The sequence below is a fragment of the Chryseobacterium sp. WLY505 genome, from assembly GCF_030846215.1.
Lineage (GTDB): Bacteria > Bacteroidota > Bacteroidia > Flavobacteriales > Weeksellaceae > Chryseobacterium.
On sequence record NZ_JAVCWI010000003.1, the window covers coordinates 353351 to 380155 of the forward strand.

The following is a 26805-nucleotide window of genomic DNA, read 5'->3' on the forward strand; positions in this document are numbered from 1 at the left end:
TACTTTTTTATCTATATGGATAGGCTCCTATTTGTGTATTACATGCCCTGAGGGACTTATTCTATTTTTACTTTTGCCTTAGGCTTGGACTGCGCCTTGACGGGTGGCTTTTTCTCCGCTTTTTTGGCTTCTTTTGTTGCTCCTTTCGGTTTGGTACTCTCTTTCGGTTTTAGCGAAGTAGAGCTGCTTTTTTTTACCTCTGCTATGTTGGGTTTAGCTTCCGTCTTTTTAGCGGCTGTTGGGGAAGGAACTTTTGCCAATTCCATCTTTCCTGCCTTTAAAATACTGTCATTCTCTTTAAAATACGGGTTTAAAGTAGTGACAATCTGATTCTGATATTTCACAGAAACCATGCTGTATTTCTGAGGATCCTGATACACCAGATATTTTTCCACAAACGTTTTAAATCCTTTTACTTTAAAATCAATATTATCGAGGTCCCCAATTTCCACTTTATAATTTCCTTCGCTTGTCAGAAGATTATAGCTGTCTTTACTTTTTGAGATTCCGATAAAGTATTTTTTACTGAAATCATCTTTATCTATCTTTTCTACCAGTTCTGCCAGCTTTTCATATTCTTCCGGATGCACGTTTCCGGTTACCAGCATACATGGGTGTGAATAGGTTCTTGAAATCGGAAATTCAACTCCTTTTTCATCCACATAAAAGTCTTTTCCGTCTTTATTTAATCTGAACACAGGAACTCTCTGTTTGATATCCAGGTTGAGTTTTCCGTTCAGGTTCAGATAAACATTGGCGCTGTCTACGGCCGGTAGTGAATTGATCTTTTTTTCCAAAGAAGGAATATTGAGATCTCCCACTTTTCCTGAAGGATTTTCTTTTTTTACAATTTCCCTGATGTCTTTTTCATCAACAAAGTATACCGGAGTTTTCTCGCTCATTTTTACAGAAATCTTATTGTCTGTAATCTGCTCACGGCTGAATCTCCTCAATGAGAAGCTCAGTAACAATCCCAGGATAATTACAGTGACAACAATTTTTAATATTCTGTATTTATTTTTCATATTTTTATTTTAACGCAACGCTCGCAAAGAGTTTACTTTTTTATTATTTAGTTCGCAAGGGCGTTTTACTTAGCAAGTGTTTAAATCTTATAATTTATTTACAACTCGTTTTACTCCATTTTTGAATAACACTGAATGAAAGTTCAAAATCATTCCTAGTTTTATATTTGTTATTCTTAAATAATTTAAAAGCTGAAAAAAATGATAATCATTAATTTCCTGAACCGCTTTTATTTCAATTATTACTTTGTTTTCAATTAATAAATCTACTCTGAACGCCTTAAAAATTTTTAATTCCTCATAGTTTATGTCAATGTTTTTTTGACATTCTACATTCAATCCTCTATTTTTCAGTTCATAAACTAAGCATTCTTCATATACATTCTCATAAAGTCCAATTCCAAGGGTACGATGTATTTTCATTCCAGCATCGAAAACAATCTCTGAAATTTCATTTTCTATCATACATTTTGTGTTTTTTGTTTTAACGCTATGATCGCAAAGCAACCTTTTTATTTCTTTCCGTTCGCGAGGGCGTTTCACTCAGCTACGGCTATCATTTGAATAATTTATTTTTAATAAGTAAATTATTTTTTTAACATAAATCAGTTATTTTTCTCATTTGCTGAGTGAAACGCCTTTGCGAACTATTTTATATTTTCTTCGCGAGCATTGCGTTTATACTCAAATTTTCTCAATCCACTCACAGATAGGGTCATACAGGGTATCTATATTTCCTGCCCCTACGGTAAGAAGGATATCAAAATCTTTCTCTTTTATTTTTTCAAAAGCATCGGATAAAGCCGATACTTCTTTTTTATCTAATGTTACTTTGTCCAACAGCCAGCTTGAAGTAATTCCTTCAAAGTTTTCCTGAAGCTCTCTCGCAGGGTAAATATCGAGAAGAATAAGCTCATCCGCTTTGCTCAAACTTTCAGCAAACCCATCTGCGAAATCTCTTGTTCTGCTGAAAAGGTGAGGCTGGAAAGCTACCAATAGCTTTTTATCAGGGTAAAATGTTCTGATTGAGCTCATTACAGCATTGATTTCTGTAGGGTGGTGAGCATAATCATCAATGTAAATTTTACCATTTTGATAAATATGTTTCGTATATCTTCTTTTAATTCCCTTAAAATTAGCAATTGCCTTTTTCAGCGTATCAAAATCTGCGCCTAAATTATGCAGAATAGCCAGTGCTGCAGTGGCATTTTCCACATTATGAATTCCTGGAATTTCCCAGACAAAGTCTTTTATTGATTCAGATGGAGTATGAAAGTCAAAATAAATTTTATCATGCTCCATACGCAGGTTGTCTGAATAATAATCTGCCGGCTCATTCACTGCATAGGTTTGATGTCCTCTGCCAATTTCCAGTCCTTTTCTTACAAAAAGTTGTTTGTCTTGAGGAACCAAAGCTGCAAACTGTCTGAATCCTTCTTCAATATGGTTGACGTCTCCATAAATGTCCAGGTGATCTGCATCGGTAGAAGTTACTACTGCCCAGTCCGGAGACAGGTTCAGGAAGCTTCTGTCATATTCATCTGCTTCTACAACAGAATAGGTAGAACCGTTATACAGGAAGTTGGATTTAAAGTTTTCAGAAATTCCTCCCAGAAAGCATGAGAAAGGAAGATCCGCCTCTTTACACAAATGAGCCACAAGGGTAGACGTGGTGGTCTTTCCATGGGTTCCTGCAATAGCGATACAGTCTGTATTTTCAGTAATTAGCCCTAAAACCTTAGCTCGTTTCAATACTTCAAACTGATTTTCATTGAAATAATCCAATATTCCAAGTGTTTTGATGGCTGGAGTATAGATTACCAATGTATCTTCTTTCTGAAGGGAAGTAATCCTTTCATCAATAAGGTCTTCAAAAACAATATCAATGCCTTCATTCATCAGATTCTGAGTAAGTTTTGTATTGGTTTTGTCGTAACCCAATACTTTTTTTCCGGACGCATTGAAATAGCGTGCCAATGCGCTCATTCCGATACCTCCGATTCCGACGAAGTAAAAAGTCTGATATGTTTGTAAAATGTTCATTTATATTTTAATCTTTAACCACTCTTGAATAAGCTCAGAGTTGTATTACTATATTTTGTACTATAAGGCTTTAATCAACTAACATTCAAGCCCCTTTCATAAATTATATTTTAGCGGTGCCCCTTCGACAAGCTCAGGGTGACAGCTCTAATACTAACTGATTTATTTATGTCAGGCTGAGCGTGTCGAAGCCTTACATAATTATTTTATTACTTTGAAAATCTCGTCTACAATCTCTTTTGCGGCATTAGGTTTGGCAAAATATTTCAGATTGTCGGACATTTCTTTTCTTACGCTTTCATTCTCGCAGATTTCTGAGAATGTATTCCAGAATTTTTCCTGCATTTCTGAGTCTTTCACCATTCTGGCTGCATTTTTTTCAACCAGGTTCATGGCATTTTTGGTTTGATGGTCTTCCGCTGCAAAAGGGAAAGGCACCAAAAGCACCGGTTTCTGTGCTACAGCCAACTCTGAAATGGCAATAGCTCCGGCTCTGGAAACAATGATATTAGCTGCAGAATACGCCAGTTCCATGTCTTTGATAAATTCAAGGATCTGAATATTTCGGGTGTCTGTATCTTTTGTCTCTTCTAAAATATCTTTATAATCAAGCTTTCCTGTCTGCCAGATCAGCTGATAATCTTTATCTACAATTTGTTTCAAATGAGATTTCCAGGCATTATTCAATGTTCTGGAACCTAATGAACCTCCTACAGAAAGGATTGTAAGTTTGTCTTTATTCAATCCCATTTTTTCTTTTGCTTGCTCGGTATCCTGCATTCCTGAAACAATGTTTTCACGGATCGGATTTCCGAGGAATTTTATTTTCTCTGCCGGGAAGCCTTCTACTTTTGGGTACGCTGTGAAAACGGCTTTAGCTTTCTTGCTTAAAATCTTATTGGTGACTCCCGCATGAGCATTCTGTTCCTGGATGAAAATCGGAATTCCCATTTTGCTTGCTTCATAAAGAGCGGGCCCGCTGGCAAATCCTCCGGTTCCTACTGCAAAATCAGGAGCGAAGTTTTTGATAAGACTTTTAGATTTTGATAAACTTTTCAGAATCTTGAAAGGAAGTCCCAGGTTGGATAACAAGTTTCCTCTGTCGATTCCTGCGATATCAATTCCTTCAATTTTATAGCCTGCCTGAGGAACTTTTTCCATTTCCATTTTCCCGTTGGCACCAATGAACAAAAATTCTGCATCAGGAAACCTTTTTCTGATCTCATCAGCAATGGCAATGGCCGGGAAGATATGTCCTCCGGTTCCTCCGCCTGATAATAATATTTTTAATTTTTTGTCCATTTTAAGCGATATCGTTTATTTCTGCTATACTTTGTTTTTTGCCCATTCCTTCTTCATCATAAATCTGAATCCTCGAGCTTATATTTAAAATTATACCTAACTGTAAATACGTGACCAGCATTGAAGTTCCTCCGTAACTGATCAAAGGCAGCGGCTGTCCTGTCACCGGGATCAGATTCACAGCAACGGCTATGTTTACCGAAAGCTGAATAAAAATCATTACCCCGAGACTGAGCACGAGCAACGATCCGAAAAAGGCTGGCATTTTACTGGCGATCATTACAATCCTTATCATCATGATCAGATATAAACTGATCAGAAAAGCGGCTCCTATCACCCCGTATTCTTCTACGATAACCGCAAAAATAAAGTCGGAGGCGGATTGTGGAAGCATTTGTTTCAAGGCACTTTTTCCTGGTCCCATTCCGGTAATTCCGCCGTGTACAATAGCAGCTTTGGCCTGCATTACCTGATAATTTTTTGCTTTTACGCTTTCATCATCTACGTCGGCTGTTTTGGCTTTGCTTGATGTAAAGGTTTCGATACGGCTCATCCATGTATGAACACGGTTTCCACCTATCATATTGGTATTTAAAGCAATCAATAAAAAGAATACAATGGCTACAAATGATGCGGAGATAAATCCTGCAATGTATTTCCAGTGAAGCTGTCCTATGATAAGAACCACCACGGAAACCATTAAAATCATCAATGCCGTTGAACCGTTATCTTTCGCTACCAGTACAAAAACAAGCAGGATAGGTCCGAAAATATACATGATATTCTCTATCGGAAGCCTTTCTCTGGTGATCTTCTTGGTCAGATATCTGCACAGATAAATGATGAGCATTAAAAAGGCAAATGATGAAGGCTGGAACGAGATCGGTGTTCCCGGAATTTTCAGCCATCTGGAAGCACTGGCTCCATCAATGGTTTGTCCGGTAAACATGGTAACAATCAACAGAACAATCATAAGGCCGAGCAGGATACTGCTGAGCTTTCCGATGTATTCATATTTTATGGTTCCTACCAGTCTCATAATGGCTAATCCCAGAACTACAAAGAACATATGTTTGATAACGTGACCTGTTGTGGTCCCGTTATTAACAATGTATTCGAGATTTGAACTTGCAGAGTATACCGGGAAAATAGAGAAAATGGAGATCACAAGGATGACCATCCAAAGTACTTTATCGCCCTTTAGAAATTCAAATCTGCTTTCTGTGTTCTGTTCGTCCATATTCAATGCTATTGGCTAATGGCTAGTGGCCATTGGCATTTAATACCTGTTCTTTAAACTGGCGTCCTCTGTCTTCATAGCTTTTGAACAAGTCAAAGCTTGCGCAGCATGGAGATAATAAGACGGTATCGCCTTTTTTAGCCAGTGATTTTGAAATTCTCACTGCTTCTTCCATGCTTGAAGTATCATAAATAATTTCTTTTTTGTCTTTAAAGAAATCGATGATCTTCTTGTTATCTATTCCAAGGCAAACGATTGCCTTTACTTTTCTTTTGACTAAATCTTCAATTTCGGTATAGTCATTTCCTTTATCTAATCCACCAACAATCCATACGGTTGGTGTTTTCATGCTTTCTAAGGCGTAGTACGTAGCATTTACATTGGTTGCCTTACTGTCGTTGATATATTTTACACTGTCAATTTCAGTTACAAATTCCAATCTGTGTTCTACGGCCTGGAATGTCATCAATGAATGTCTGATGCTTTCATTGTTGATTTTTAAGATCTTACCGGCAATAGAAGCTGCTAAGCTGTTGGCCACATTGTGATTTCCCAATAGAGACAATTCTTCAACTTTCATTGCGAATTCGTCTTTCATTTTTACCACAATTTCATCATCATTCACAAAACCTCCTTCCGTTAATTTCTCTTTGGTTGAGAAAGGAATCATTTTCGCCTTTATTTCAAGCTTTTCAAGAAGGTTTTTACTCATTTCATCATCCTTGTTGTAGATGAAGAAGTTATCATTCTCCTGATTTTCTGTGATTCGGAATTTGGCCAATGCATATTCTTCATAATTGTAGTTGTACTGATCCAGGTGATCCTGAGACAGATTCAACAATAAAGAGATATAAGGTCTGAAATTCTGAATATCATCCAGCTGGAAAGAGCTTACTTCCAGTACATAATATTCATGGTTTTCATCTGCAACCTGCTTGGCAAAGCTGTATCCGATATTTCCTCCTAAACCTACATTCAATCCGTCATTTTTCAGGATATAATAGATCAGGGAAGTTGTGGTTGTTTTTCCGTTGCTTCCGGTAATGGCGATGATCTTTGCGTCTGTAAATTCAGAAGCAAATTCAATTTCAGAGGAAAGTCTGATTCCTTTTTCATGAATTTTACTGATGATATCAGCCTTTTTCGGAATTCCCGGGCTTTTTACGATCCAGTCAGCATTTAAAATCCTTTCTTCATCGTGGTTTCCTTCTTCAAATTCAATTTCATTATCGGTAAGAAACTGCTTATAGTTATCCTTAATGGCTCCTTTATCTGAAAGAAATACTTCCAGACCTTTCTTTTTGGCCAAATAAGCAGCTCCGCATCCGCTTTCTCCACCTCCTAAAACAACTATTTTCATATTATAAAAGCTTTATGCTATAGGCTTTAAGCTTTATGCTTATTGCTTACAGCTTTTAATTTTTATCTCATTTTTAGTGTGATCAGACATACAATAGCCAATATTACCCCGATGATGATCATTCTGTTCACGATTTTACTTTCGTGGAATCCTTCTTTCTGATAATGATGGTGTAATGGTGACATTTTGAATAGTCTGTTGTTTTGGGCATATTCCAACCCGTATTTTCTTTTTCTGTATTTGAAAACAACTACCTGAAGCATTACAGACAGGTTTTCAATTAAGAAGATTCCGCATAATACAGGAATCAGCAATTCTTTTCTTAAAATGATGGCCAAAACGGCAATGACTCCTCCTAGCATCAAACTTCCGGTATCTCCCATGAAAACCTGTGCAGGATAGGTATTGTACCAGAAGAATCCAATCACGGCACCTACCATTGCCACGGCAAAAATGGTGGTTTCTCCCATATTCGGAAGGAACATGATATTCAGATAATCTGCAAAGATGATGTTCCCTGAAAGATAGGCGAAAAGAGCCAGCGTGAGCAGTATAATGGCACTTGTTCCTGCTGCCAGACCATCAATTCCATCTGTGATATTGGCTCCGTTTGAAACGGCTGTTACAATGAAGATCACGATCGGAATAAAGACAATCCATGCCCACTCATGGGCATCTTTATCATTCATCCAGAATAAAATTCCACTGTAATCGAATTCATTATTTTTGGCAAAAGGAACAGTGGAAACGGTAATTTTTTCTGTAGGCATAAAGTTTTGCTCTACATTGTTTCTGTTTACCACTTTAGCATCCGCATATTTTCTTTTAACGGTAATATCCGGGTGGAAATACATTGTAATTCCGACAATTAGCCCTAAACCAACCTGTCCTACAATTTTAAATTTACCACTTAAACCGTCTTTATTTTTTTTGATTTTCTTTAAATAATCATCAAGGAAACCAATAGCACCCATCCAAAACATAGAAACCAGCAGCAACACAATGTACACATTGGTGATTCTTGTAAACAGCAATACCGGAATAATGGTTGCCAGAATAATGATAAGCCCTCCCATGGTAGGAGTTCCTTCTTTTTGTTTTTGGCCATCCAATCCCAGATCACGTACCAATTCGCCCATCTGTTTTGTTCTCAGGTAATTGATTACTCTTTTTCCGTAGACAAGAGCAATGATAAGCGAGAATAATACAGCCATTCCGGCACGGAAGGAAATGTATTTCAACATTCCTAATCCCGGAACGTGAATTCCATGGTTGGTTAGATATTCGTATAGATAGTATAGCATAGTTTCAATTGTTAATAAATGATCATTGATAATTGATGAATGATTGAACAATTATTCTTTCAATTATCACTTGTAATTTATTTGCTCATTAATTTCCAGAGCTCATTAATTACTTCTTTGTCGTCAAAATGATGTTTCACACCATTGATCTCCTGATAGGTTTCGTGCCCTTTTCCGGCAACTAAAACGATATCTTTGGGTTCTGAAAACTTTATCGCCATTTTTATGGCTTCTTTTCTGTCCGGAATTGAAGTGTATTTGCTGAAGTTCTGAGGTTCAACGCCCGCTTCAATTTCTTTGATGATCTGTGCAGGATCTTCTGTTCTCGGATTATCTGAAGTGATGATTGCCAAGGTCGATTTTTTGGTGGCAATATTTCCCATTTCAGGTCTTTTGGAGTGATCTCTGTCTCCTCCACAACCGAATACGGTGATTAATCTTTCGTTTTTGGTTCTGATATCGTTGATGCTGTCCAGGATATTTTCCAAAGCATCCGGAGTGTGTGCATAGTCTACGATAAAGAAAATTCCACCATCGGATTTGAAGGTTTCAAATCTTCCGGAAACTCTTTTTAATTTGCTGATAGCCTGAAGAATTTCATCCTGCTCAAAGCCAAGCTCTTTAGCAATTCCGAATACAAGCAGCAAGTTGTATACATTGAATTTTCCGGTTAATGTCGTCCAGAATTCTTTTCCATTGAAATTCAACAGCATTCCGTTGAAATCTACTTCCAATAATTTCCCGTGATAGTCTGCCATGGATTTCAAAGCATAAGACTTCTTTTTAGCCTTCGTGTTCTGAAGCATGACGTTTCCATTTTTGTCATCTACATTGGTGATGGCAATGGCTGTATCTTCTAACTGGTCGAAGAATCTTTTCTTTGTTTTTAAATATTCTTCGAAGGTTTTATGATAATCTAAATGATCATGAGTAAGGTTGGTGAAGCCTGCTATCTTGAAGTGTAGTCCTTCAATTCTGTTTTGGGCAATTCCGTGTGAGCTTACTTCCATGAAAGCAAATTCACATCCTTTTTCTACAGCTTCCGCTAAAATCCTGTTGATGGTAATCACATCAGGAGTGGTGTGGGTAGCCGGAATAATTTCTTCACCAATTCTGATTTCTACAGTAGAAAGTAAAGCCGCAGAGTACCCAAGATTTTTGAATACATCAAAAAGAAGGGTAGAAACAGATGTTTTTCCGTTAGTTCCTGTAACTCCAATCAGTTTTAATTTCTGAGAAGGATTTCCGTAGAAGTTAGAGGCAAGATGACCTAAGGCTTTAGATGAATCTTTTACCTGAACATAGGTTACATTTTCCACCAATGTTTCAGGGAATTCTTCGCAAACAATTGCGGCAGCTCCTTTTTCAATAGCAGATGCAATGAATGAATGACCATCCACCACGGTTCCTCTCATGGCAATGTAAAGAGAGTTTTCTGTAACTTTTCTGCTGTCGATCACCAATTCGGTAACCTCACGGTTATTATCACCGTGGATTTCCAATACTGGGATTCTGTTTACTAATTCTGTTATTATCATCTTTATCAATAAAGCTTTGCCTTATTTTGGTTTAAATGTTCCTTCCGAAACCTTGTTTTAATTTTGCAGAGACAAATAAATTCTCTGGTTTTTACTAATCGTTGTGCCTTCCAGAGGGAATTGTTCTTTAATTCTTCCTACTCCTTTATAATCGACACGGTAGCCTAAGTTTTCCAGCTGCGGGATTACATTTTTCCCGATTAGCCCTACTACATTAGGCATTTGTTTATCATTGACTGCTACTTTAACATTAGGTTCAACCATTTTGCTCAGGTTTACCTTTTTGTCTACAAGCATTTCTTTTTCAATATTCTGCGGTGTTTTCAGGAATGTTTTTCCTGCAATTTCTTTAAACACCGGTGCTGAAACGGAACCTCCATAAAATCCTTTTGCGGTATTGGGTTCACTAATCATCACATAGCATGTATATTTTGGAGCATCAGCCGGATAGAATCCTGCAAACGATGCACGATATTTCATTGGGCCAGGCAGCCAGTATTCAAATCTTGCGGTACCTGTTTTTCCTGCCATTTTCAGGTTGGGAGTAAAGATGCTTCGTCCTGTTCCTTTTTCTACCGCTTTGGTTAAAGCGCTGGTCATCATTTTAATGGCTTTTTCAGATGCCATTTTATTCACCATTACTTCAGGTTTTGCGTTGTACATCACTTTCCCGTCTTTCATGATTTTATCAATGAATAAAGGCTTAAGCATTTTTCCTCCATTGGCAACTCCGTTGTAGAAGGTTGTCAGCTGCAACAGGTTGATGTTGGAAGAGTATCCGTAAGAGATAGAAGCCAGTGTTGCGGCATTCCATCTTTTATTTTGTGGGGTTACGATCTTCGGTTTTGTGATTCCCGGAAGTTCGATATCCATTTTGTCGAATAATTTCCAACGTTTCAGGTGGTCAAGGAAGATCTGAGGCTTTTCTGCATAATACTTTGTGATGAGCTTTGAAGTTCCTACGTTACTGGATTTTGCCAATACATCACTGATATCGTATGTTCCTCCTCCGTGGCCGTCAGAGATTCTCTGTTTTGCATAGACCCAGACTCCGTTTCCTACGTTTACCGTTGTGTTTTCATCGATAAATCCATCGTCCATTGCTGCCAGAAGCGAAATGGTTTTAAAAGTAGATCCGGGCTCGATATTATCTTTCAGCGCGTAGTTGTAAGAGTCTTCGTATTCTCCTTCTTCTGTTCTTCTTAAATTAACAAGAGCACGTACTTTTCCGGTTTCCACTTCCATAACAATTACGGTTCCGTGTTTAGCTTCGAAATTAACCAGTTGCTTCTCAAGTGCGGAGTGCGCAATGTCCTGAATTCTAAGATCTAAAGTCGTATAAACATCTTCTCCGTCTACCGGTTCCTGAACTTTCCAGAAGTCGATCGGTTTCCATTGGGAAGAGTTGATTCTCTGTTCCAGCCTTTTACCGTCTGTTCCGGTTAAATATTTTGAGAAAGCTCCTTCCAGTCCGGATTTAAGCTCGCCGTTATCCATTCCGATGGTTCCGGCTCCGATTTCTGAAGTGGCCAATTCTCTTTTATAGTTTCGGTCAACGATAAAACCTCCTTTATTTTTACCTTTCTTGAAGATCGGGAATTTTCGGATTCTGTCGTATTGATCGAAATCCAGTCCTTTTACCAAAGTATAGTACTGGTTTTTCTTTTTCTTTTGTTCATCAAACTTCTGTCTGAATTCTCCTCTGGATTTTCCAAACATTTTGCTCAGAGAATCAGTGAGTGCTCCGATGTTGTTGGAGTACACCGTATCTTTCATTGTTTTGAAATCAAGATAGATGTCATATCGCATCACCGTTGTGGCAAGGATAGATCCGTCGGAAGCAAAAAGATTTCCTCGTGCAGCTTTTAAAGTGGCTTCACGATAATTTTTATTAATGTAATCGTCTTTTATCTCCTGGACATTGGTATTCTGCAGGATGACAATTCTTGCCAGGAACATGACAAACACGCACAAAGCTACCACTGCAAAGAGGTAGCCCCATCGTAACGTTTTCTTACGTTTATTGTCGTATTCATTTTGCTTTTGCATCTGTACTGTCCAGTTTTATTAGCAATTTGTGAGGGTGGTTTTCCAGGGTCATCAATGAATCCCGGGCAACCTCTTTCCCCAGCTCTGATTCCATTTTTACTTTGATCAGCTTACTCTGGGCGTAAGCGTTTCGTGATTTATATTCTTCTGTTTCTTCCTTTAAGGCGTTTACAATTTTTATTTTTTTATTGACGAGATGGTTGGTATAAATCATGGCCATCATCAGAACAAATAAGAGGAGAAAGTACTTGTAATGTATTTTGATCTCATCACGATTCAGAAAGTTTCCTTTTATAATGTCTATAAAAGTGAGTCTTTTCTGGGGGCGATTTGTTGTTCTTTTAGCCAAAGCTTTTTTTATAATTGATTAATGATAAAAGATAATTGATATCGTTTATCAATTATGATTTATCATTTATACCTTTATTCCTGTTCTCATCTTGGCACTTCTTGCTCTTGAGTTTTCTTCGATTTCCTGATCATCAGGAATGATGGCTTTACTCTTGATCAATTCGAATGCCTTTTTATAATTTCCGTAGATATCTCTTTCCGGTTCTCCTTCGAACATTCCGTTTTTCAGGAATCTTTTTACCAAACGGTCTTCCAGAGAGTGGTAAGAAATAACGACTAATCTTCCTTCCGGTTTTAAAACATTATAAGCCTGAACCAGCATTTCTTTCAATACTTCAAGTTCCTGGTTTACTTCAATTCTTATCGCCTGAAAAAGCTGAGCATAGAATTTATTCACTTTGTGAGGTGGAATATAGCTGAACAATTTTTTCAGATCTTCCGTAGTATCTATACTTTTAGTTTTTCTGTGGTGCACAATTTCTCTCGCCAGTTTTCTTGCTTCTCTTAATTCTCCATAGTGATAGAAAAGGTCTGCAAGCTCACTTTCTTCATATTCATTAATCACTCTTTTGGCATCCAGATTCTGCATTACATTCATTCTCATATCCAAAGGAGCATTGCTTCTTGTGGAGAAACCTCTGTCTGCTTCATCAAACTGGTGAGAAGACACGCCTAAGTCTGCCAAAACACCATCTACCTGTGAAATGCCATACATCAGCAATGAGTTTTCCAGGAATCTGAAATTCTGATTAACTAATGTAAACCTGGGATCATCAATTGTATTTTTAAGTGCATCCAGGTCCTGATCAAAACTGAACAATCTCCCTTTGTCGGAAAGTCTGCTCAAGATTTCTCTTGAATGGCCTCCGCCTCCAAAGGTGCAGTCCACATATATTCCGTCAGGATTCGTCACCAAATCATCAACACTCTGCTTCAACAAAACGGGGTTATGATACATGCTTAATTGTGTTTTTTATTTAATACTATAATCAATTAATAACCTACAGTTATTCTTCATCGAAAGAGCCCATCACATCTTCGGCCAGGCTTGCAAAATCAGCTTCATTGGTAGCAATTACCTTTTCATAGGCATCTTTATCCCAAATCTCAAAGAGTTCTCCTGCACTGGTGATCACAATATCTTTCTGAAGATTTGCGAAAACCGTAAGGTCTTTAGAGATCTGCAGTCTTCCTGCATTATCCAGCTCTACTGTTTTTACTCCTGCCGTAAACATTCGTATGAAATCAGCATTCTTTTTTATGAACCTGTTCAGTTTATTAATTTTACCCATAAGTTTGTCCCATGCATTCATAGGATAAACTTCCAGACAAGGTTGGAACACAGATCTTTTGACTACAAACGCCTTATCGTCGAAGTTTTCCATCTGTTTGATTAAAGATGAAGGAACTTTTAAGCGGCCTTTGTCGTCAATTTTACACTCATATGTCCCAATGAAATTTTTCATTTGGGACAAATTTATATAATAATTTCCAAAATTTCCCACTTTTTCCCACTTTTTGACTCAATGTTAATAAGTTTTATTAAAGATTGAATTTCAATAATGTAAAATGCTGATATGAAGAGACTTGTTGAAAGTGCTATTTAGGCCATAGTAAAGCCGTTTTGAAAAAAAAAGTTAAAAAGCAGAATATTATATTATTTTTATCTTAAATTAGGATAATCAAAATTTTTTTGAGGTTTAATTTGTATTTTTGCAGGGCTTTATTAAGGCGTTTTATGATATTTAGTACAAAAAAAGAAAAGAAATATTCCTATGTAGAAGCGGGAGAAGGACATCCATTAGTGCTGTTGCACGGGTTAATGGGTGGTTTGAGTAATTTCGATAAAATGGTAGATTTTTTTTCGGATAGAGGCTTCAAAGTATATGTTCCTCAGTTGCCGATCTATGATCTGCCGGTACTCAATACGAATCTTACCACGATTGCAAAATATATTATCAAGTTTATAGAAAGTCATATTTCCGGTCCGGTAACCATTGTAGGAAACTCAATGGGAGGCCATGTAGGACTTATATTGACCTTAGCAAGACCTGATCTGGTAAAGAATCTTGTTCTTACAGGAAGTTCCGGTCTTTATGAAAGAACTTTCGGAGACAGCTTCCCAAGAAAAAATGACCGTTCTTATATCAGAAAGAAAACGGAAGAGGTTTTCTATGATCCAAAGGTGGCAACAGAAGATCTTGTAGATGAAGTTTTTGCAGTTGTTAATGACAGAATGAAAGGAATAAAAACAGTGATGCTGGCAAGAAGTGCCATCAAACACAATATGTTGAATGATCTTCCTAAGATTGTGACACCTACCTGCCTGATCTGGGGTAAACAGGATAATGTTACTCCTCCTGAAGTGGCAGAAGATATGCACAAGTTTATTCCTAATTCGGACTTATTCTGGATTGATAAATGCGGCCATGCAGCCATGATGGAAAAACCAGATGAATTCAATGAAATCCTGTATAACTGGATAAAAGATAAAGTTTAAAACATATAAATGACCATTAAGAGCTTTTCTTAATGGTTTATTTTTCTAAAATACATTCAAAAATGATTATCAAGACAGCAGAGTTTGTAAAGAGTAGCGGAAAATGGCAGGAATGTCCTGAACCCAATATTCCGGAATATGCTTTTATCGGAAGATCGAACGTAGGTAAATCATCACTGATCAATGCCATGATGAATCATAAAGATCTTGCCAAGACATCACAAACCCCGGGAAAAACCCAGCTGATCAATCATTTTTTGGTGAATGAAAACTGGTATCTTACCGATTTACCCGGATATGGTTATGCAAAAGTTTCCAAAGTTCAGCGAAAGGATTTTGAAAAGCTGATCACCAATTATATTCTGAACAGAAGGAATCTGGTTAACCTTTTTGTATTGGTAGATGTAAGGCATACTCCGCAAAAGATTGATCTGGAATTCATCCAATGGTGTGGGGAAAGTGGAATTCCGTTTTCCATTGTCTTTACCAAGGCAGACAAATTAAAGCCAAACGCAGTAGTCAAAAACGTTGAAGACTATAAGGCGGAACTTCATAAAACATGGGAAGATCTTCCTGAATTATATATTACCTCAGCGGAAAAGAAGGAAGGAGGAGATAATATTCTTAATTTTATACAGAAGACCAATGATTTTTTAACCCATAATAATATAAGTTTCGATGAGTAATATTGTCTGGAAAATCAAAACATTTGATGAGTTTACTGTTCCGGAGTTATACGCCGTACTGAAAGCCCGTATTGATGTTTTCGTAATTGAACAGGACTGTCCTTATCCTGATCTGGATAATTATGATCAGAAAGGAATTCATATCTGGGCGGAAGAAGATGGGCAGGTGCTGGCTTATTGCCGTGTATTTGACAAGGGCATCAAGTATGATGAAACTTCATTTGGGAGAGTTCTGACAACAGAGCAGGCGAGAGGAAAAAGCCTGGGAAAACAGCTGATACAATATGCTGTGGAAACTATAGAAAACCGTTTTCATACTTCTGAAATCAAAATATCGGCTCAGGATTATCTTTTAAGATTTTACGACGGATTCGGATTTGCAGATACGGGGAAAAAATATCTGGAAGATGATATTCCGCACACGGAAATGATCAGAAAGTAAAAAGGTATCCCAAACGAGATACCTTTTTTCGAACTGTATAAAATTATATTGGGTGTTATTAGTTTTTTTCATCATTTCTTACTTCAAAAGTAAGGCAATTATGAAAACTAACCTTACGGAAAACCGTAATGGGTTAAATAATTCCCAAATCTTTACAAAAAGCAACAAGCTGTTCATTACTTGTTATCTGAAGATCTTCTTTCATACTGTTCAGCTTTTTCTCTACACTGCTTAAACTATTGGGTTTAATATCGTTATTTTGGAGATAAACAGGGATGTTTTTCTGTAAAACGCCCTGAGACAAAAGAGAGACTAAAGTAATATCATACGTAGAGAATTCATAATTGTTGAGTTTCTTTACTTCCTGTTTAAGATCAAGAGAAAGATAATTTTCATTCACATACGTGGAAGCAATTGCTTTTTTCAACTCTTTTGAATCATTTCTTGCCTTACGAACAAAACCATTAATTCCATATTCGTTAAAAAGGCTGTCTATAATCCCAGATTTGTGCTCAGCGGAAAAAACAATAATTTTCAGTGAAGGATGAAGTTCTCTGATGGTTTTTATCAGCTCTTTTCCATCTTTAATATTTTGTATATTATGGTCTTCTTCAAAAGAAAGATCTGTAATTAACAAATCATAAAGATCATCTTCACGAATGGATTTTTGAATTTTAGCTAATGCGTCATCACAATAATAGACATAATCTGTATTGGAAATACTAAGATCTTCTAAGGTTTTCTGTACAGAGATGCTGCTGCTTTCGTGATCTTCAGCAATTAATATTTTTTTGAACATTCTTTTTCTTTTTTAAGAAGCAGGAAGTGAAATATAAATTTTCAACCCTTTTTCGGTTTCAGTGTCAAAAATAATTTCTCCATGGATAGCTTCAATACGGGAATCCGTATTTGTTAAACCATTTTTGTACTTAATTCCTTCTGAAATGCCGATGCCGTTGTCTGTATACTGAATTTGTATCCTGTTATTTTTTCTTTCAAATTTAAAAGCAACAAGAGTGGCCTGGCTGTGCTTTTTCATATTGATCAGAAGTTCCCGCATAATCTGGTAGATTTCTTCACGGGTAAATTCTTTCAAGGTTTTCCATATATTTTCGTCATTTCCGGCAAGATAAGTTTTTACATTTTCATTATTAAAGGAAGCAATAAGGGTAGAAATCCTCTTACTGAATTCCGGCCTGTTTTCTGGAGTTGTTTTTTCATAAGAAATGTCTCTGGACTTTTCATAGACAAATTCAAGTTCGTCAAGTACTCTTTCTTTATCGAAATCTTCCTGATTTTCAATTTTAGTCATGACCTGATAAATACCATTGGCTACCACATCATGTACTTTTTTGGAAAGATGAAGTTGATTCTCTTTTATTCTAAATTCGTTTTCCTGCTGCAGCCGTTTTTTTCTTCTTTTGTACACAATCCAGCCGCCAACCAGGCTTAAAGACAGAATTCCTAAGACAACATTCTGCTTCAGGATTCTGTTTTGTTTTTGGACGGTAATAATCTTTAGCTTCTGGTTTTCAGCATTCTTTTTTTCTACATCAAATTCTATCAGGGCAAATCGGTTTTTTGCTTTATCCCTGGATAATAGGATGCTGTCATTGAGATGCTGATATTCTGCAAAATAATTCTGCAAATGATTTTTCGTATCATTTTGTACCAGAAATTCTATGGCTTCCAATCTGTCATTAGGGTTTTTGATCGTTTTTGCCAGACGGTATTTCTCCTCATTATGATACAATGCTTTTCCCTTATCCGACTGTAAATAGTACTCCGCAAGATGGGAGTGGCTGGATATAAGACCAGATTTGTCATTGATTTTTTGTCTTAAAGCAAAAGCTGCTAATAAACCCTGTTCCGCCTTATAGCTGTTGTTTTCAAGCCAGTTGGTATAGTTATAGTTATCTAAAATTCTGGCATAATCAATCTCGCTTTGCGGCAGATTTTTATCTTTAAGAAGAGATTGGTAGATCCGGATAGCCTGTGAATAGCTTTTCAGTTTTCCATAGGTATCTGCGATATTATTTTTAATCGTAATTTTCTGTGAATTATCCGAACTTACCTGTAAAGCTTTATGATACCAGCTGAGCGCTTCAGAATAATGTTTGAGATTTTTTTCAGATATCGCAAGATTATTATAAATGGAAGTAAGATAAGCGGAATCTCTGGGAAGTTTCAGAAAAGACAATGCATCGATGGCTCTTTCATTACTGCTCAGATAGTCTCCGATATCATTCAGTATAATAGCCTTCATGATTAAACAGGATGCTATATTTGCGGAATCATTCTTTAGCTTATAGATACTTTCAGCTTTTGAAAGGAAAGTGAATGCCTTTACATTATCGTTATTATACAGAGATGTTGCTTCATTATACATTTCGTCCGCTTCAGTTGGAGGGACTTTTACCGGAGAATTCCTGTTTTCGGAAAAATTACAGCTAATGAATAAAAGAAAAATTCCTACAAATTTTAAGCCCGAATACATGATAACAATTGATAACAACTAAAGGTATTAAAAAAAGGACAATTTTCATTGCCCTTTTGTTTAATTATTTTTTTGGTGGTAAAATCTGCCCTGTTTCGCCGCTTGTATCTTCTGGTACCATCCCCATTGTTCCGGCCGAAAGATGCATTGTTGCGGATTCATAATTATTACCATCATTGGTTGAGGTATTACCATTATTGTCTGAAAATGCTAGTCCTAATAGCATCAATATAATTTGGATCATTTCCTTTAAAATTTTCGAAGTTGAAATTGTATTTCTTCCTCTCACGAAGTATTTTTCGCAAGCTGTACACTATTAAAATTTCGAAGCGCTTCTTAATTTTTCAGGGAAGTGAACCTTTAAAAACGGAGGCGAAACATCTGCTTCCCAATCCGGAGTTTAATCTCTGTTTTCTCTGGTTTTTTTTGAAATCAGTTTTTAGTAATGTTTTGTTGATTTCTAAGGCAAATTTGCAGTAAAAAATAAAAGGGATGTTAGACAAAATATAGACATCAACAGACATTTGTTAAGTGTGAGTTATTACGGAAATCCGTAATGCCGTATGATTGAAAATCATCTACTTTGTAATGCCCGAAAACACTGTTTATGTCCAAGAAAAAACTACTGATTAATGAGGTATTTGAGCAGGCAAGAAGAGAGTCAGAGAAAACCACAAAAAGTGGATTAGCTTCCTATCTGCATCTTTGTTTTATTGATAATCTGAAATTTTATGAAATTTCAGAGAAAACATTCATACGATATTATGAAGACTTTGTAGAAGGCAATAGCAGCAGGAATATTGAAACTGAGAGACTGAATAAAATGAGCCAGTATATTGGCTATAAAGATTTCACTGAGTTTTCAAGGACTTTTATCAGAAATGATGAAAAAAAAAATCTAACTACAGTTAAGATAAGTGTAGATCAGGATGAAGAAATTATATCAGAAAGGCTGTCGAAGATCAATATTAATATCATTAATGAGCAACACTTCAAAATGCCGGAGTTTGTCAGACACAATAGTTTTGGCCTTGTAGGAATATTAATGCTTGGCGGGTTTTTGATTGGAAATTATTATTGTTCATCTGGAAATAGAAATGCATACGAATCTCTCCATTTTTTGAACCTGCCTTCCCTTGAAAAGAATTGTATGTATTGGGATCAAAATGAATATAAGTTGGCGGACTGTAAGGAAGAGAATCCCATACTAAATGTTATTCCTAAAGATATAATCCGGATTAAATATTTTAAACGTATCACAAGGAAGGATACTCTTACCGTAGAGAATGCCCTGGGGAAAATATGGTATTCAAAAGTCAATGGGGAAGTTGAGTTTTTTACCATGGATGGGGTTGATCCGGAAAATAAAAAAGAATTAAAGCCGGCCACTGCATATATCATTAGAAAATACTCAGGAACAAGTGAAATGATACAGGCAGAATAGACTTCCTTTACAAGAGTGAAAATTCAATTGGAATATTTCCAGACATATTCACTTTGCATCAAATAAGAAGCGAAGAGATTTTCCCTTCGCTTCCGTTATTTTGTATCGGTTTGTAGCTATTCAGTTGATATCAATAGGAACGGACTTTAGTCCGTTTAACCCCAAATACATTATCAATCCGGCTTTAGCCAAAACTTAGAATATAAGGTTTTATTCCGCGTTCAGCATTCCCAGTTCTGCGTAATGCTTTTTAAACTTTTGGATTTTTGGCCCCACTACAGCACTGCAATAAGGCTGTGTAGGATTTTCATTATAATATCCCTGATGATATTGTTCTGCCGGCCAGAATTTGTCGAATTTCGTTAATTCCGTTACATAAGTACCAGCCCATCTTCCCGATTCCTGAGATACTTTGATCGCTTCTTCAGCCTTTACTTTCTCAGCATCATCTTTAAAATAGATAACAGAACGGTACTGAGTCCCTATATCATTTCCCTGTCTGTTTAATTGTGTAGGATCATGTAAAAAGAAAAATACATCCATCAGTTGTTCATACGAAATGACAGCAGGATCATAAGTGATTTGAACTACTTCTGCATGTCCTGTCTCTCCAGTGCAAACTTCCTGATAAGTAGGGTTATCTTTATGTCCGCCTGAATATCCTGAAATAGCAGATTGTACTCCTTTAAGCATATTGAAACAGCTTTCCACACACCAGAAACATCCGCCACCGAAAGTAATCTGTTCTAAATTATTGTTGTCCATTATTGGTAATTATATTGTTTTATAATCCTTTCCCGATCCGGAAAAGACCAATCAAAAATATGAAAAACTTTTTCATTTGAACAGGCTTTTACGTAGTAAACTTAAATTACAATGATAGATGTGACAAATTATTTTAAACACGAATAACACCAATGTTTTCACAAATAACACAAGAAAATATAGGATAATCATCTGTGAAAATCTGTGCGATCTGTGGGAAATACTTTCACTACAAGATGTGAATGGCAGATATCCGGAACATTTTAAAGCAGCTGGTATTAGCGATGTCATGCTGAGCTTGTCGAAGCATCTTAATTATGCTAATTTTAATTTTAAACACAAATAACACCAATGCTTTCACAAATAACACAAGAAAATACAACATAATCATCTGCGAAGATCTGTGAAATCTGCGGGAAAATAAATCATCTTATAATAGATAGATATGACAAATTATTTTAAACACAAATAGCACCAATGCTTTCACAAATAACACAAAGAAAATACGACATAATCATCTGCGAAGATCTATGCAGTCTGTGGAAAAAAAGAAAGCACCCTAAAAAGGATGCTCTATATTATGTAAAAGTCTTTCAGTTATTTTTCCCAAACCAAAGCACTTGCTCCAAGAATGGCAGCATCAGCTTCGTCAAGCTCACTGAATACCAGTTTCACTTTATTTCTGAAAATTGGAAGAAGGTTTCTTTCCATATGCAGTTTAGCAGGCTTTAAGATAAAATCTCCAGCTTTAATTACTCCTCCGAAAAGAAGAATAGCTTGAGGGGAAGAGAACATTACAAAATTAGCTAATGCTTCCCCCAGTTTCTGGCCTGTATATCTGAAAACCTCAATCGCGATAGGATCTTCCTTGATAGCACATTCGTATACTGTTTTAGAATTGATTTCGTCTTCAGGATATTGGTTCAGCATAGATTCCGGGAACTCTGCTCTCATTTTCTTTGCTGTGATGGTAATTCCTGTAGCAGAAGCATACGCTTCCAGACTTCCTTCAGATCCTGTGCTCCAGTGTTTTCTACCGCCTGGTTTTACAATCGTATGTCCCAATTCTCCGGCAAACCTGTCATGTCCATAGATTAAGCCTCCGTTAGCAATGATTCCGCTTCCTACACCTGTTCCCAGGGTAATCATGATGAAATCTTTCATTCCTCTTGCAGCTCCGAAAAGCATTTCTCCCAGTGCTGCAGCATTGGCATCATTGGTTACGGTACAAGGGAGATTGAATTTTGCCGTCATCAGCTCAGCGAAAGGAATAACGCCTTTCCATGGAAGATTAGGGGCAAGTTCTATGGTTCCTTTGTAATAGTTGGCGTTTGGTGCGCCTACTCCGATTCCGTCAAAATGTGCTTCAGTACCATACTTTTCCATCATGGGACGAACATGTTCATATAAAGCATCGATGAAATCTTCCACTTTGTCATAGGCATCAGTTCTCAGATTTCCTTTATCCAGAACTTCACCACGGTGATTTACGATTCCGAATTTAGTATTGGTTCCGCCGATGTCAACTCCAAGGGCAACTTGTTTTGATAAATCTATTAATGACATTTCTATTATTAAATTCTAAAGGCTAAAATTATAAAAAAGATTGTATTAATGGATTATTAAGTAGGTTTTATTTAATACTTTAAGCAGTTTTTATTGGTTTTTTCTTTTTTCTTCCCCACCAGATCATAAATCCGGTAACCGGAAGAGAAGCGCAGATAATACTTACAATAAAAGCAATAATCTTGGTAGGAAGTCCTAAAATAGCTCCTACATGAATATCATAATTGGCGTTCACAACCTTTTCTCCAAAGTTTTTATCCTTAGGATCATGAGTGTGCAGCAATTCCCCGGAGTTTTCATCAAAGATTAAGCTGCTGCTTTTATGGTATGAATAAGAAAGATGTTTCACGTACACTTCAAAGTTGGGGTGTTCGTGGTCATCCATGTGTGGGTGCCCTAAATCTATGGCGAAACCATAGGAATCCGGATATTTTGCCTGTACAGTATTGATGATTTTATCCAGTGTCCCTTCCGTTCTCAGCTCAATAGGAGCTTTTGTTTTAATGTGTGAGAAGTCGGGATACTTGGTTTCTCCACCGGAAAATATCACATAGATCATTGCCTGCACTACAAAAAACGCATAGAAAAGGCCTGTAACTGAGAAGATTAAAGCAAATATTGATGCATAAAATCCTAAGACATTATGAAGGTCGTAGTTCTTTCGCTTCCAGCTTTTGATGTTTTTCCATTTGAAGGCAAAACGTTGTTTTCTTGCTGCTTTGTTTTTTGGCCACCAGAGAATAATTCCGGAGATCAGCATAATAATAAAAATGATAACAGGAATTCCCACGACATACGTTCCCCAGTCCTGTTTCAGAAGGTAGCTCCAGTGGATCATTTTTACAATATTGAAGAATCCGTTTTTTTCATCATAGACTCTCAGTACTTTCCCTGTGTATGGATTTACATAGGCCTGTTTATAGATAGGAAATTCATCAAAATAATTCCAGGCATCCGTATTATGTTCATACCAGAAGAACATATAGGACATTTTTTTGTCAATAGGAACATTTACCCAGTGGATAGGATATTTCTCTTTGACCTGTTGCGCAACAGCCTTTTCCATCACTCTGATAGGAAGAACCTGTTTCTGCTCAATATTTTGCTCATGGTGGTAGATGACATCTTTTCGGGTGATGTTTTCCACCTCATCCTTAAATACGTACAATGCTCCGGTAATGGAGATAATAAAGATCAGAAAACCTATTCCCAAACCAAACCAAAGGTGAAGCTTAGCCGACCATTTTTTGATGAAGCCCGGTTTCTTTTTATGATGATGCTTTTTCTTCATATAACAGTAAAAAGTAAAGCAAAGATATGCTTTACTTTTTATTTAGATTAATTAAAATTTGTATTCGATCATGAATGTCCCTCTTAATCCAAGAGCATTCGTAAAGTCACTGTCTCTTGCAGTCCACCATGAAATAGCGGGTTGATATACTTTGTTAAAAATGTTTTCAACACCTAATGACAATCTCCAGTTGTTGTTAACTTCATAACTTGATTTAAAGTTAAAGACAGTATATTCCGGTACATATCCCTCACCATAAGCATACAATCCTGTTTTAGCGTTAGGCTCGAATCTGTTTTGCTGGAAAGAGTGAAGCATATCAAGACCAACGGATAGAGCTGGAACAGGTCTTGCCTGAACATATGCCAATACTTTAGGTGCAGAAATTCTGCTGTTGTTAATCTTGGTAGAATAATCACCATCGTCTTTTACGGAAGTAATTCCTTCCATCCAACTGTAGCTTCCACCAAACTGAATCCATTTTGCAGGGCTAAAGTGTAAGAATCCTTCTACTCCGTATACAATTTCGGGAGATCTCTGAATCATTAATGCTCTGTCCGGGCTTTGTACGAATGATGCTCCCAGTTTAGAGGTACTCACATAAGAAGTTAATTCATAGTTCAACCAGCTGGAAAGTTGTCCTGTTGCTCCCAATTCGTAGTTATTGACGATGATTGGTTTTGTTTCCAGACTTTTGATGGTTTCAGAAGTTGAGGTTCTTAAAATTCTTCCTAATTCATTTATAGAGTAGGCCTGAGAGAAGCTTCCGAATAGATTGATATAAGGTTCAATATTATAACGGATACCAATATTTCCTACCAGTGCATTATAATTAAGTTTTCCACCCGCTACTGGAATGCTTTTCGTGAAAGTTCCGTCACTTTTAAGGGTAGAAAGTGTATTGAAATCGTCTACATTTACTTTGATGTTTTCGTAACGAAGTCCTCCTTTGATGGTTAATTTTTTAAGCAGATCAATTTTGGCCAGTACGAAAGGCGCAATATTGGTCATGTTCATATTCGGAGTCCAGAAACGTCCGTCTTCAAGCTTTTGTACCGTTTCATCATTCAGAATATCAGCTCCGTAGATGATTTCTCCCTGAGAGTTAGCTGAATTCCAAAGTTGAGTATCAAAATTAAATCTTGCTCCTGCTTTTTTTGAAATTACATTAGACTGTCCGCCATTGAAAAAAGTATCGCTGTATCCGTAAACGGTTTTAAAATCCTGATAGTAAAGGTTGATATTCAAAGAAGTTCCTGCAAACAGGTTCTTATTGTCATAGCTCACCCGGATATTGTGGTTTTTTGGAGTTCCCTGAGGAGTGGTTTCCAACCCTTTTCCAATTCCTTCACCAATGGTTGGCGTGATGCCGTATTTTCCGGTTTTTAATCCTACATTCAGGTCTGATCTTGAAGAATAACCAATATAAGAGGCTTCAATTCTTTGATTTTCGTTGATGTCATATCCTACTTTCAGCAATCCGTTGTAGTTGTCCATCTTGGCAATGCTGTAGGTAGGGCTTATTAAAACACCGTCTCCGTCTTTTGTATATCCTGTTCTTTCGTAAGCTAATGAAAGGGTATAGTCAAACTTCTTGATCTTTCCGGTTAAAAGCTGGCTGGCCCTTACTCCTAAAGTACCACCGTAAGGCTGTCCTGTAAGACCGACCTGTGAAATTCCGGAGATCTTTTTATCTGTTTTATTTCTTTTTGTAATGTAATTGATGATCCCTCCGTCTGCTCCGTTACCATAGATGGAAGAAGCTCCTTTGATTACCTCAATTCTTTCGATGGCTGAAGGGTCAATAGTCCTTAAATCTCTTGCTCCGTTACGAAGTGGAGTAGACTGTGGAATTCCATCAATTAAGACCAAAACCTGACGGCCTCTTAACGTTTGTCCCGAATTGGAAGTCTGCCCTGAATTGGTTCCTAAACTGGGAACAGTGTATTGCAGAATGCTTGTAATATCTGAGTTCACAGTAAGCTGAGACTGAATCTGTTTTTCTCCTACTATTGTGATGGAGCTTGGAACTTCTTTGATATTTTCCTTTTTTCTGGAGGCCGTCATGACAACCTCGTCTACATTTTTAGTTTGTAAACTATCTTTTACCTGAGCAAAAACGGTAGTAGTTCCTAAGCAGGCAGCTGATAAAAGCACTTTTTTCATTATATTTTCTTTCCTTTTTTCTTTCTTTTTCCCCACCAAACCAGGAATCCGGTTACAGGGAGTGATGTACACGTAAGGCCGGCCATAAACCAGATGACCTTTCCAATGATTCCGAAGTAGGATCCGGTATGGATATCATAGTTGGCGTTGGAGTATTTCTCGGCAGTAGTAAGTTTGTGATGAGGTTTGTTGGCCAGTAGTTTTCCAGAGTATTTATCGAAGGTAAGGATGTTTCTTTCACTGTATCTTCCGTCCATTCCGTAAACTGTTACGGGAAGATTTTTAAGCTCTTTTCCTTTTTTATTCTTTCCGTTTAGGGTAATTCTGAAGCTGGATGATTTTGCGTACAGTTTTTCAGTCTGGGCTGCGGCAAGATCAAAAATTGCTTCATTCTTTGCCATGAGAGAGTCCGGAGATTTTCTTTCTTTTTCTTTGGGAAGTTCCCATGAACCGGATAAAGCAAAAGTAAAGGTGTTTTTTACATAGGGATAAGCAAAATAAAGTCCTGTAATACTTAACAGCAATGCAATAAATGAGGCGTAGAATCCTAAGATATTATGAAGATCGTAGTTTTTACGCTTCCAGTTTTTTACATTTTCCCAGTTGAACCAAAAACGTCCTTTTCTGGCATTTTTATTTTTAGGCCACCATAAAATAATTCCTGTGATCAGCATAACGATAAAAAGAACGGTTGGAATTCCTACAGTATACGGTCCCCATTCTGAATTAAGCAAAAGTCCCCAGTGGGTGTATTTCAAAATATTGAATACATCATATTTTTCATCATAAACAGCAAGGATTTGCCCGTTGTATTGATTGATATAGACCTGCTTATTGATGAGTACCTGCTGGAAATAGTTCCATCCCTTTTTGCTTTTTTCATAATATTGAAACTGATAAGACTTGGTTTTATCCAAAGGGATTTCTACGGCACTTACAGGATACTTTTCATTAAGTACCAGTGATACTTTTTCACGAAGCAGATGAATAGGTAAAGGCTTTGTCCCGATATCCTCTTTTTTCAGATAAATGGCTTCTTTGCGTAAACTGTTATGTATTTCATCCTTAAAAACATATAAAGTCCCTGAAAGAGAGACTATAAATACAATGAAACCAACAGACAAACCAAACCACAAATGCAGCTTGGCAGACCATTTTTTTGAAGGAGCTTTCTTTTTATGGTGATGCTTTTTTCTCATAGCAAAAAGTTAACCCCGTGAGGGGCTAACCTTTGAT

Annotated in this window: 24 protein-coding genes; 4 read left to right on the forward strand and 20 right to left on the reverse strand. The window is 36.9% G+C overall.

Annotated elements, in window-relative coordinates; genetic code table 11:
- Positions 1 to 56: 56 nt before the first annotated feature.
- The 12 genes from RAH34_RS10120 to mraZ form a co-directional block, all read right to left on the reverse strand.
- Entirely contained in the window at positions 57 to 1025 is a 969-nt protein-coding gene (locus RAH34_RS10120) for a cell division protein FtsQ/DivIB (RefSeq protein WP_306596037.1), read from the reverse strand.
- 87 nt (positions 1026 to 1112) lie between these two features.
- Positions 1113 to 1490, reverse strand: a complete 378-nt coding sequence (locus tag RAH34_RS10125; RefSeq protein WP_306596038.1) for a GxxExxY protein — start codon at positions 1488 to 1490, stop codon at positions 1113 to 1115.
- 219 nt (positions 1491 to 1709) lie between these two features.
- Entirely contained in the window at positions 1710 to 3068 is a 1359-nt protein-coding gene (murC, locus tag RAH34_RS10130; RefSeq protein WP_306596039.1) for a UDP-N-acetylmuramate--L-alanine ligase, read from the reverse strand.
- A gap of 201 nt (positions 3069 to 3269) precedes the next feature.
- A complete protein-coding gene (gene murG / locus RAH34_RS10135; RefSeq protein ID WP_306596040.1) occupies positions 3270 to 4370 on the reverse strand; it encodes an undecaprenyldiphospho-muramoylpentapeptide beta-N-acetylglucosaminyltransferase in 1101 nt (366 codons plus the stop codon).
- 1 nt (position 4371) lies between these two features.
- On the reverse strand, positions 4372 to 5610 hold the full coding sequence (locus RAH34_RS10140; protein WP_114819547.1) for an FtsW/RodA/SpoVE family cell cycle protein: 1239 nt from the start codon (positions 5608 to 5610) through the stop codon (positions 4372 to 4374).
- 22 nt (positions 5611 to 5632) lie between these two features.
- Entirely contained in the window at positions 5633 to 6970 is a 1338-nt protein-coding gene (murD, locus tag RAH34_RS10145) for a UDP-N-acetylmuramoyl-L-alanine--D-glutamate ligase (RefSeq protein WP_306596041.1), read from the reverse strand.
- A 62-nt stretch (positions 6971 to 7032) separates the two neighbouring features.
- Positions 7033 to 8274 carry a phospho-N-acetylmuramoyl-pentapeptide-transferase gene (mraY, locus tag RAH34_RS10150; RefSeq protein WP_114819545.1) on the reverse strand — a complete coding sequence of 414 codons (1242 nt, stop codon included), beginning with the start codon at positions 8272 to 8274 and terminating at the stop codon, positions 7033 to 7035.
- Between the two features lie 77 nt (positions 8275 to 8351).
- The gene (locus RAH34_RS10155; RefSeq protein ID WP_306596042.1) at positions 8352 to 9812 is read right to left on the reverse strand and encodes a UDP-N-acetylmuramoyl-L-alanyl-D-glutamate--2,6-diaminopimelate ligase; all 1461 of its coding nucleotides are present in this window, start codon (positions 9810 to 9812) and stop codon (positions 8352 to 8354) included.
- 57 nt (positions 9813 to 9869) lie between these two features.
- Positions 9870 to 11861, reverse strand: coding sequence for a penicillin-binding transpeptidase domain-containing protein (locus tag RAH34_RS10160; RefSeq protein ID WP_306596043.1), 1992 nt, complete (start codon positions 11859 to 11861; stop codon positions 9870 to 9872).
- Positions 11845 to 12210, reverse strand: coding sequence for an FtsL-like putative cell division protein (locus RAH34_RS10165; protein ID WP_002981890.1), 366 nt, complete (start codon positions 12208 to 12210; stop codon positions 11845 to 11847). Before RAH34_RS10165 ends, RAH34_RS10160 begins: the two co-directional genes overlap by 17 nt.
- A 66-nt stretch (positions 12211 to 12276) precedes the next feature.
- Entirely contained in the window at positions 12277 to 13170 is an 894-nt protein-coding gene (gene rsmH, locus RAH34_RS10170; RefSeq protein ID WP_034693889.1) for a 16S rRNA (cytosine(1402)-N(4))-methyltransferase RsmH, read from the reverse strand.
- Between the two features lie 49 nt (positions 13171 to 13219).
- Positions 13220 to 13678: a division/cell wall cluster transcriptional repressor MraZ gene (mraZ, locus tag RAH34_RS10175; RefSeq protein WP_041461948.1), complete on the reverse strand. Its 459-nt coding sequence runs from the start codon at positions 13676 to 13678 to the stop codon at positions 13220 to 13222.
- Between the two features lie 272 nt (positions 13679 to 13950).
- On the opposite strand from mraZ, the gene RAH34_RS10180 reads away from it, so the two are divergent.
- The 3 genes from RAH34_RS10180 to RAH34_RS10190 all read left to right on the forward strand — a co-directional run bounded on the left by RAH34_RS10180 (position 13951) and on the right by RAH34_RS10190 (position 15840).
- On the forward strand, positions 13951 to 14712 hold the full coding sequence (locus RAH34_RS10180) for an alpha/beta fold hydrolase (protein WP_047426276.1): 762 nt from the start codon (positions 13951 to 13953) through the stop codon (positions 14710 to 14712).
- A 62-nt stretch (positions 14713 to 14774) separates the two neighbouring features.
- Positions 14775 to 15398 (forward strand): ribosome biogenesis GTP-binding protein YihA/YsxC, encoded by a 624-nt coding sequence (yihA, locus tag RAH34_RS10185; protein ID WP_034694211.1) that lies wholly within the window; start codon positions 14775 to 14777, stop codon positions 15396 to 15398.
- On the forward strand, positions 15391 to 15840 hold the full coding sequence (locus RAH34_RS10190) for a GNAT family N-acetyltransferase (protein WP_306596044.1): 450 nt from the start codon (positions 15391 to 15393) through the stop codon (positions 15838 to 15840). Before yihA ends, RAH34_RS10190 begins: the two co-directional genes overlap by 8 nt.
- Before the next feature lie 133 nt (positions 15841 to 15973).
- On the opposite strand, the gene RAH34_RS10195 is transcribed toward RAH34_RS10190, so the two are convergent.
- From RAH34_RS10195 to RAH34_RS10205, 3 genes are all read right to left on the reverse strand, one after another.
- Positions 15974 to 16639 (reverse strand): response regulator, encoded by a 666-nt coding sequence (locus RAH34_RS10195; protein ID WP_306596045.1) that lies wholly within the window; start codon positions 16637 to 16639, stop codon positions 15974 to 15976.
- A gap of 12 nt (positions 16640 to 16651) precedes the next feature.
- Positions 16652 to 18337 (reverse strand): tetratricopeptide repeat-containing sensor histidine kinase, encoded by a 1686-nt coding sequence (locus RAH34_RS10200; RefSeq protein ID WP_306596046.1) that lies wholly within the window; start codon positions 18335 to 18337, stop codon positions 16652 to 16654.
- Positions 18338 to 18401: 64 nt separating this feature from the next.
- Positions 18402 to 18563, reverse strand: coding sequence for a hypothetical protein (locus RAH34_RS10205; protein WP_306596047.1), 162 nt, complete (start codon positions 18561 to 18563; stop codon positions 18402 to 18404).
- A 381-nt stretch (positions 18564 to 18944) separates the two neighbouring features.
- On the opposite strand from RAH34_RS10205, the gene RAH34_RS10210 reads away from it, so the two are divergent.
- Entirely contained in the window at positions 18945 to 19781 is an 837-nt protein-coding gene (locus RAH34_RS10210; RefSeq protein WP_306596048.1) for a hypothetical protein, read from the forward strand.
- Positions 19782 to 19991: 210 nt separating this feature from the next.
- Here the strand turns inward: RAH34_RS10210 and msrA are convergent, their stop codons facing one another.
- From msrA to RAH34_RS10235, 5 genes are all read right to left on the reverse strand, one after another.
- Positions 19992 to 20546 carry a peptide-methionine (S)-S-oxide reductase MsrA gene (msrA, locus tag RAH34_RS10215; protein WP_306596049.1) on the reverse strand — a complete coding sequence of 185 codons (555 nt, stop codon included), beginning with the start codon at positions 20544 to 20546 and terminating at the stop codon, positions 19992 to 19994.
- Positions 20547 to 21143: 597 nt separating this feature from the next.
- Complete coding sequence (locus RAH34_RS10220; protein WP_306596050.1) at positions 21144 to 22112, reverse strand: ROK family protein; 969 nt, start codon at positions 22110 to 22112, stop codon at positions 21144 to 21146.
- Between the two features lie 79 nt (positions 22113 to 22191).
- Positions 22192 to 23403, reverse strand: a complete 1212-nt coding sequence (locus tag RAH34_RS10225; RefSeq protein ID WP_306596051.1) for a PepSY domain-containing protein — start codon at positions 23401 to 23403, stop codon at positions 22192 to 22194.
- Positions 23404 to 23454: 51 nt separating this feature from the next.
- A complete protein-coding gene (locus tag RAH34_RS10230; RefSeq protein ID WP_306596052.1) occupies positions 23455 to 25569 on the reverse strand; it encodes a TonB-dependent receptor in 2115 nt (704 codons plus the stop codon).
- Positions 25569 to 26768: a PepSY domain-containing protein gene (locus tag RAH34_RS10235; RefSeq protein WP_306596053.1), complete on the reverse strand. Its 1200-nt coding sequence runs from the start codon at positions 26766 to 26768 to the stop codon at positions 25569 to 25571. The genes RAH34_RS10230 and RAH34_RS10235 overlap by 1 nt, the downstream gene beginning before the upstream one ends.
- Positions 26769 to 26805 lie beyond the last annotated feature (37 nt).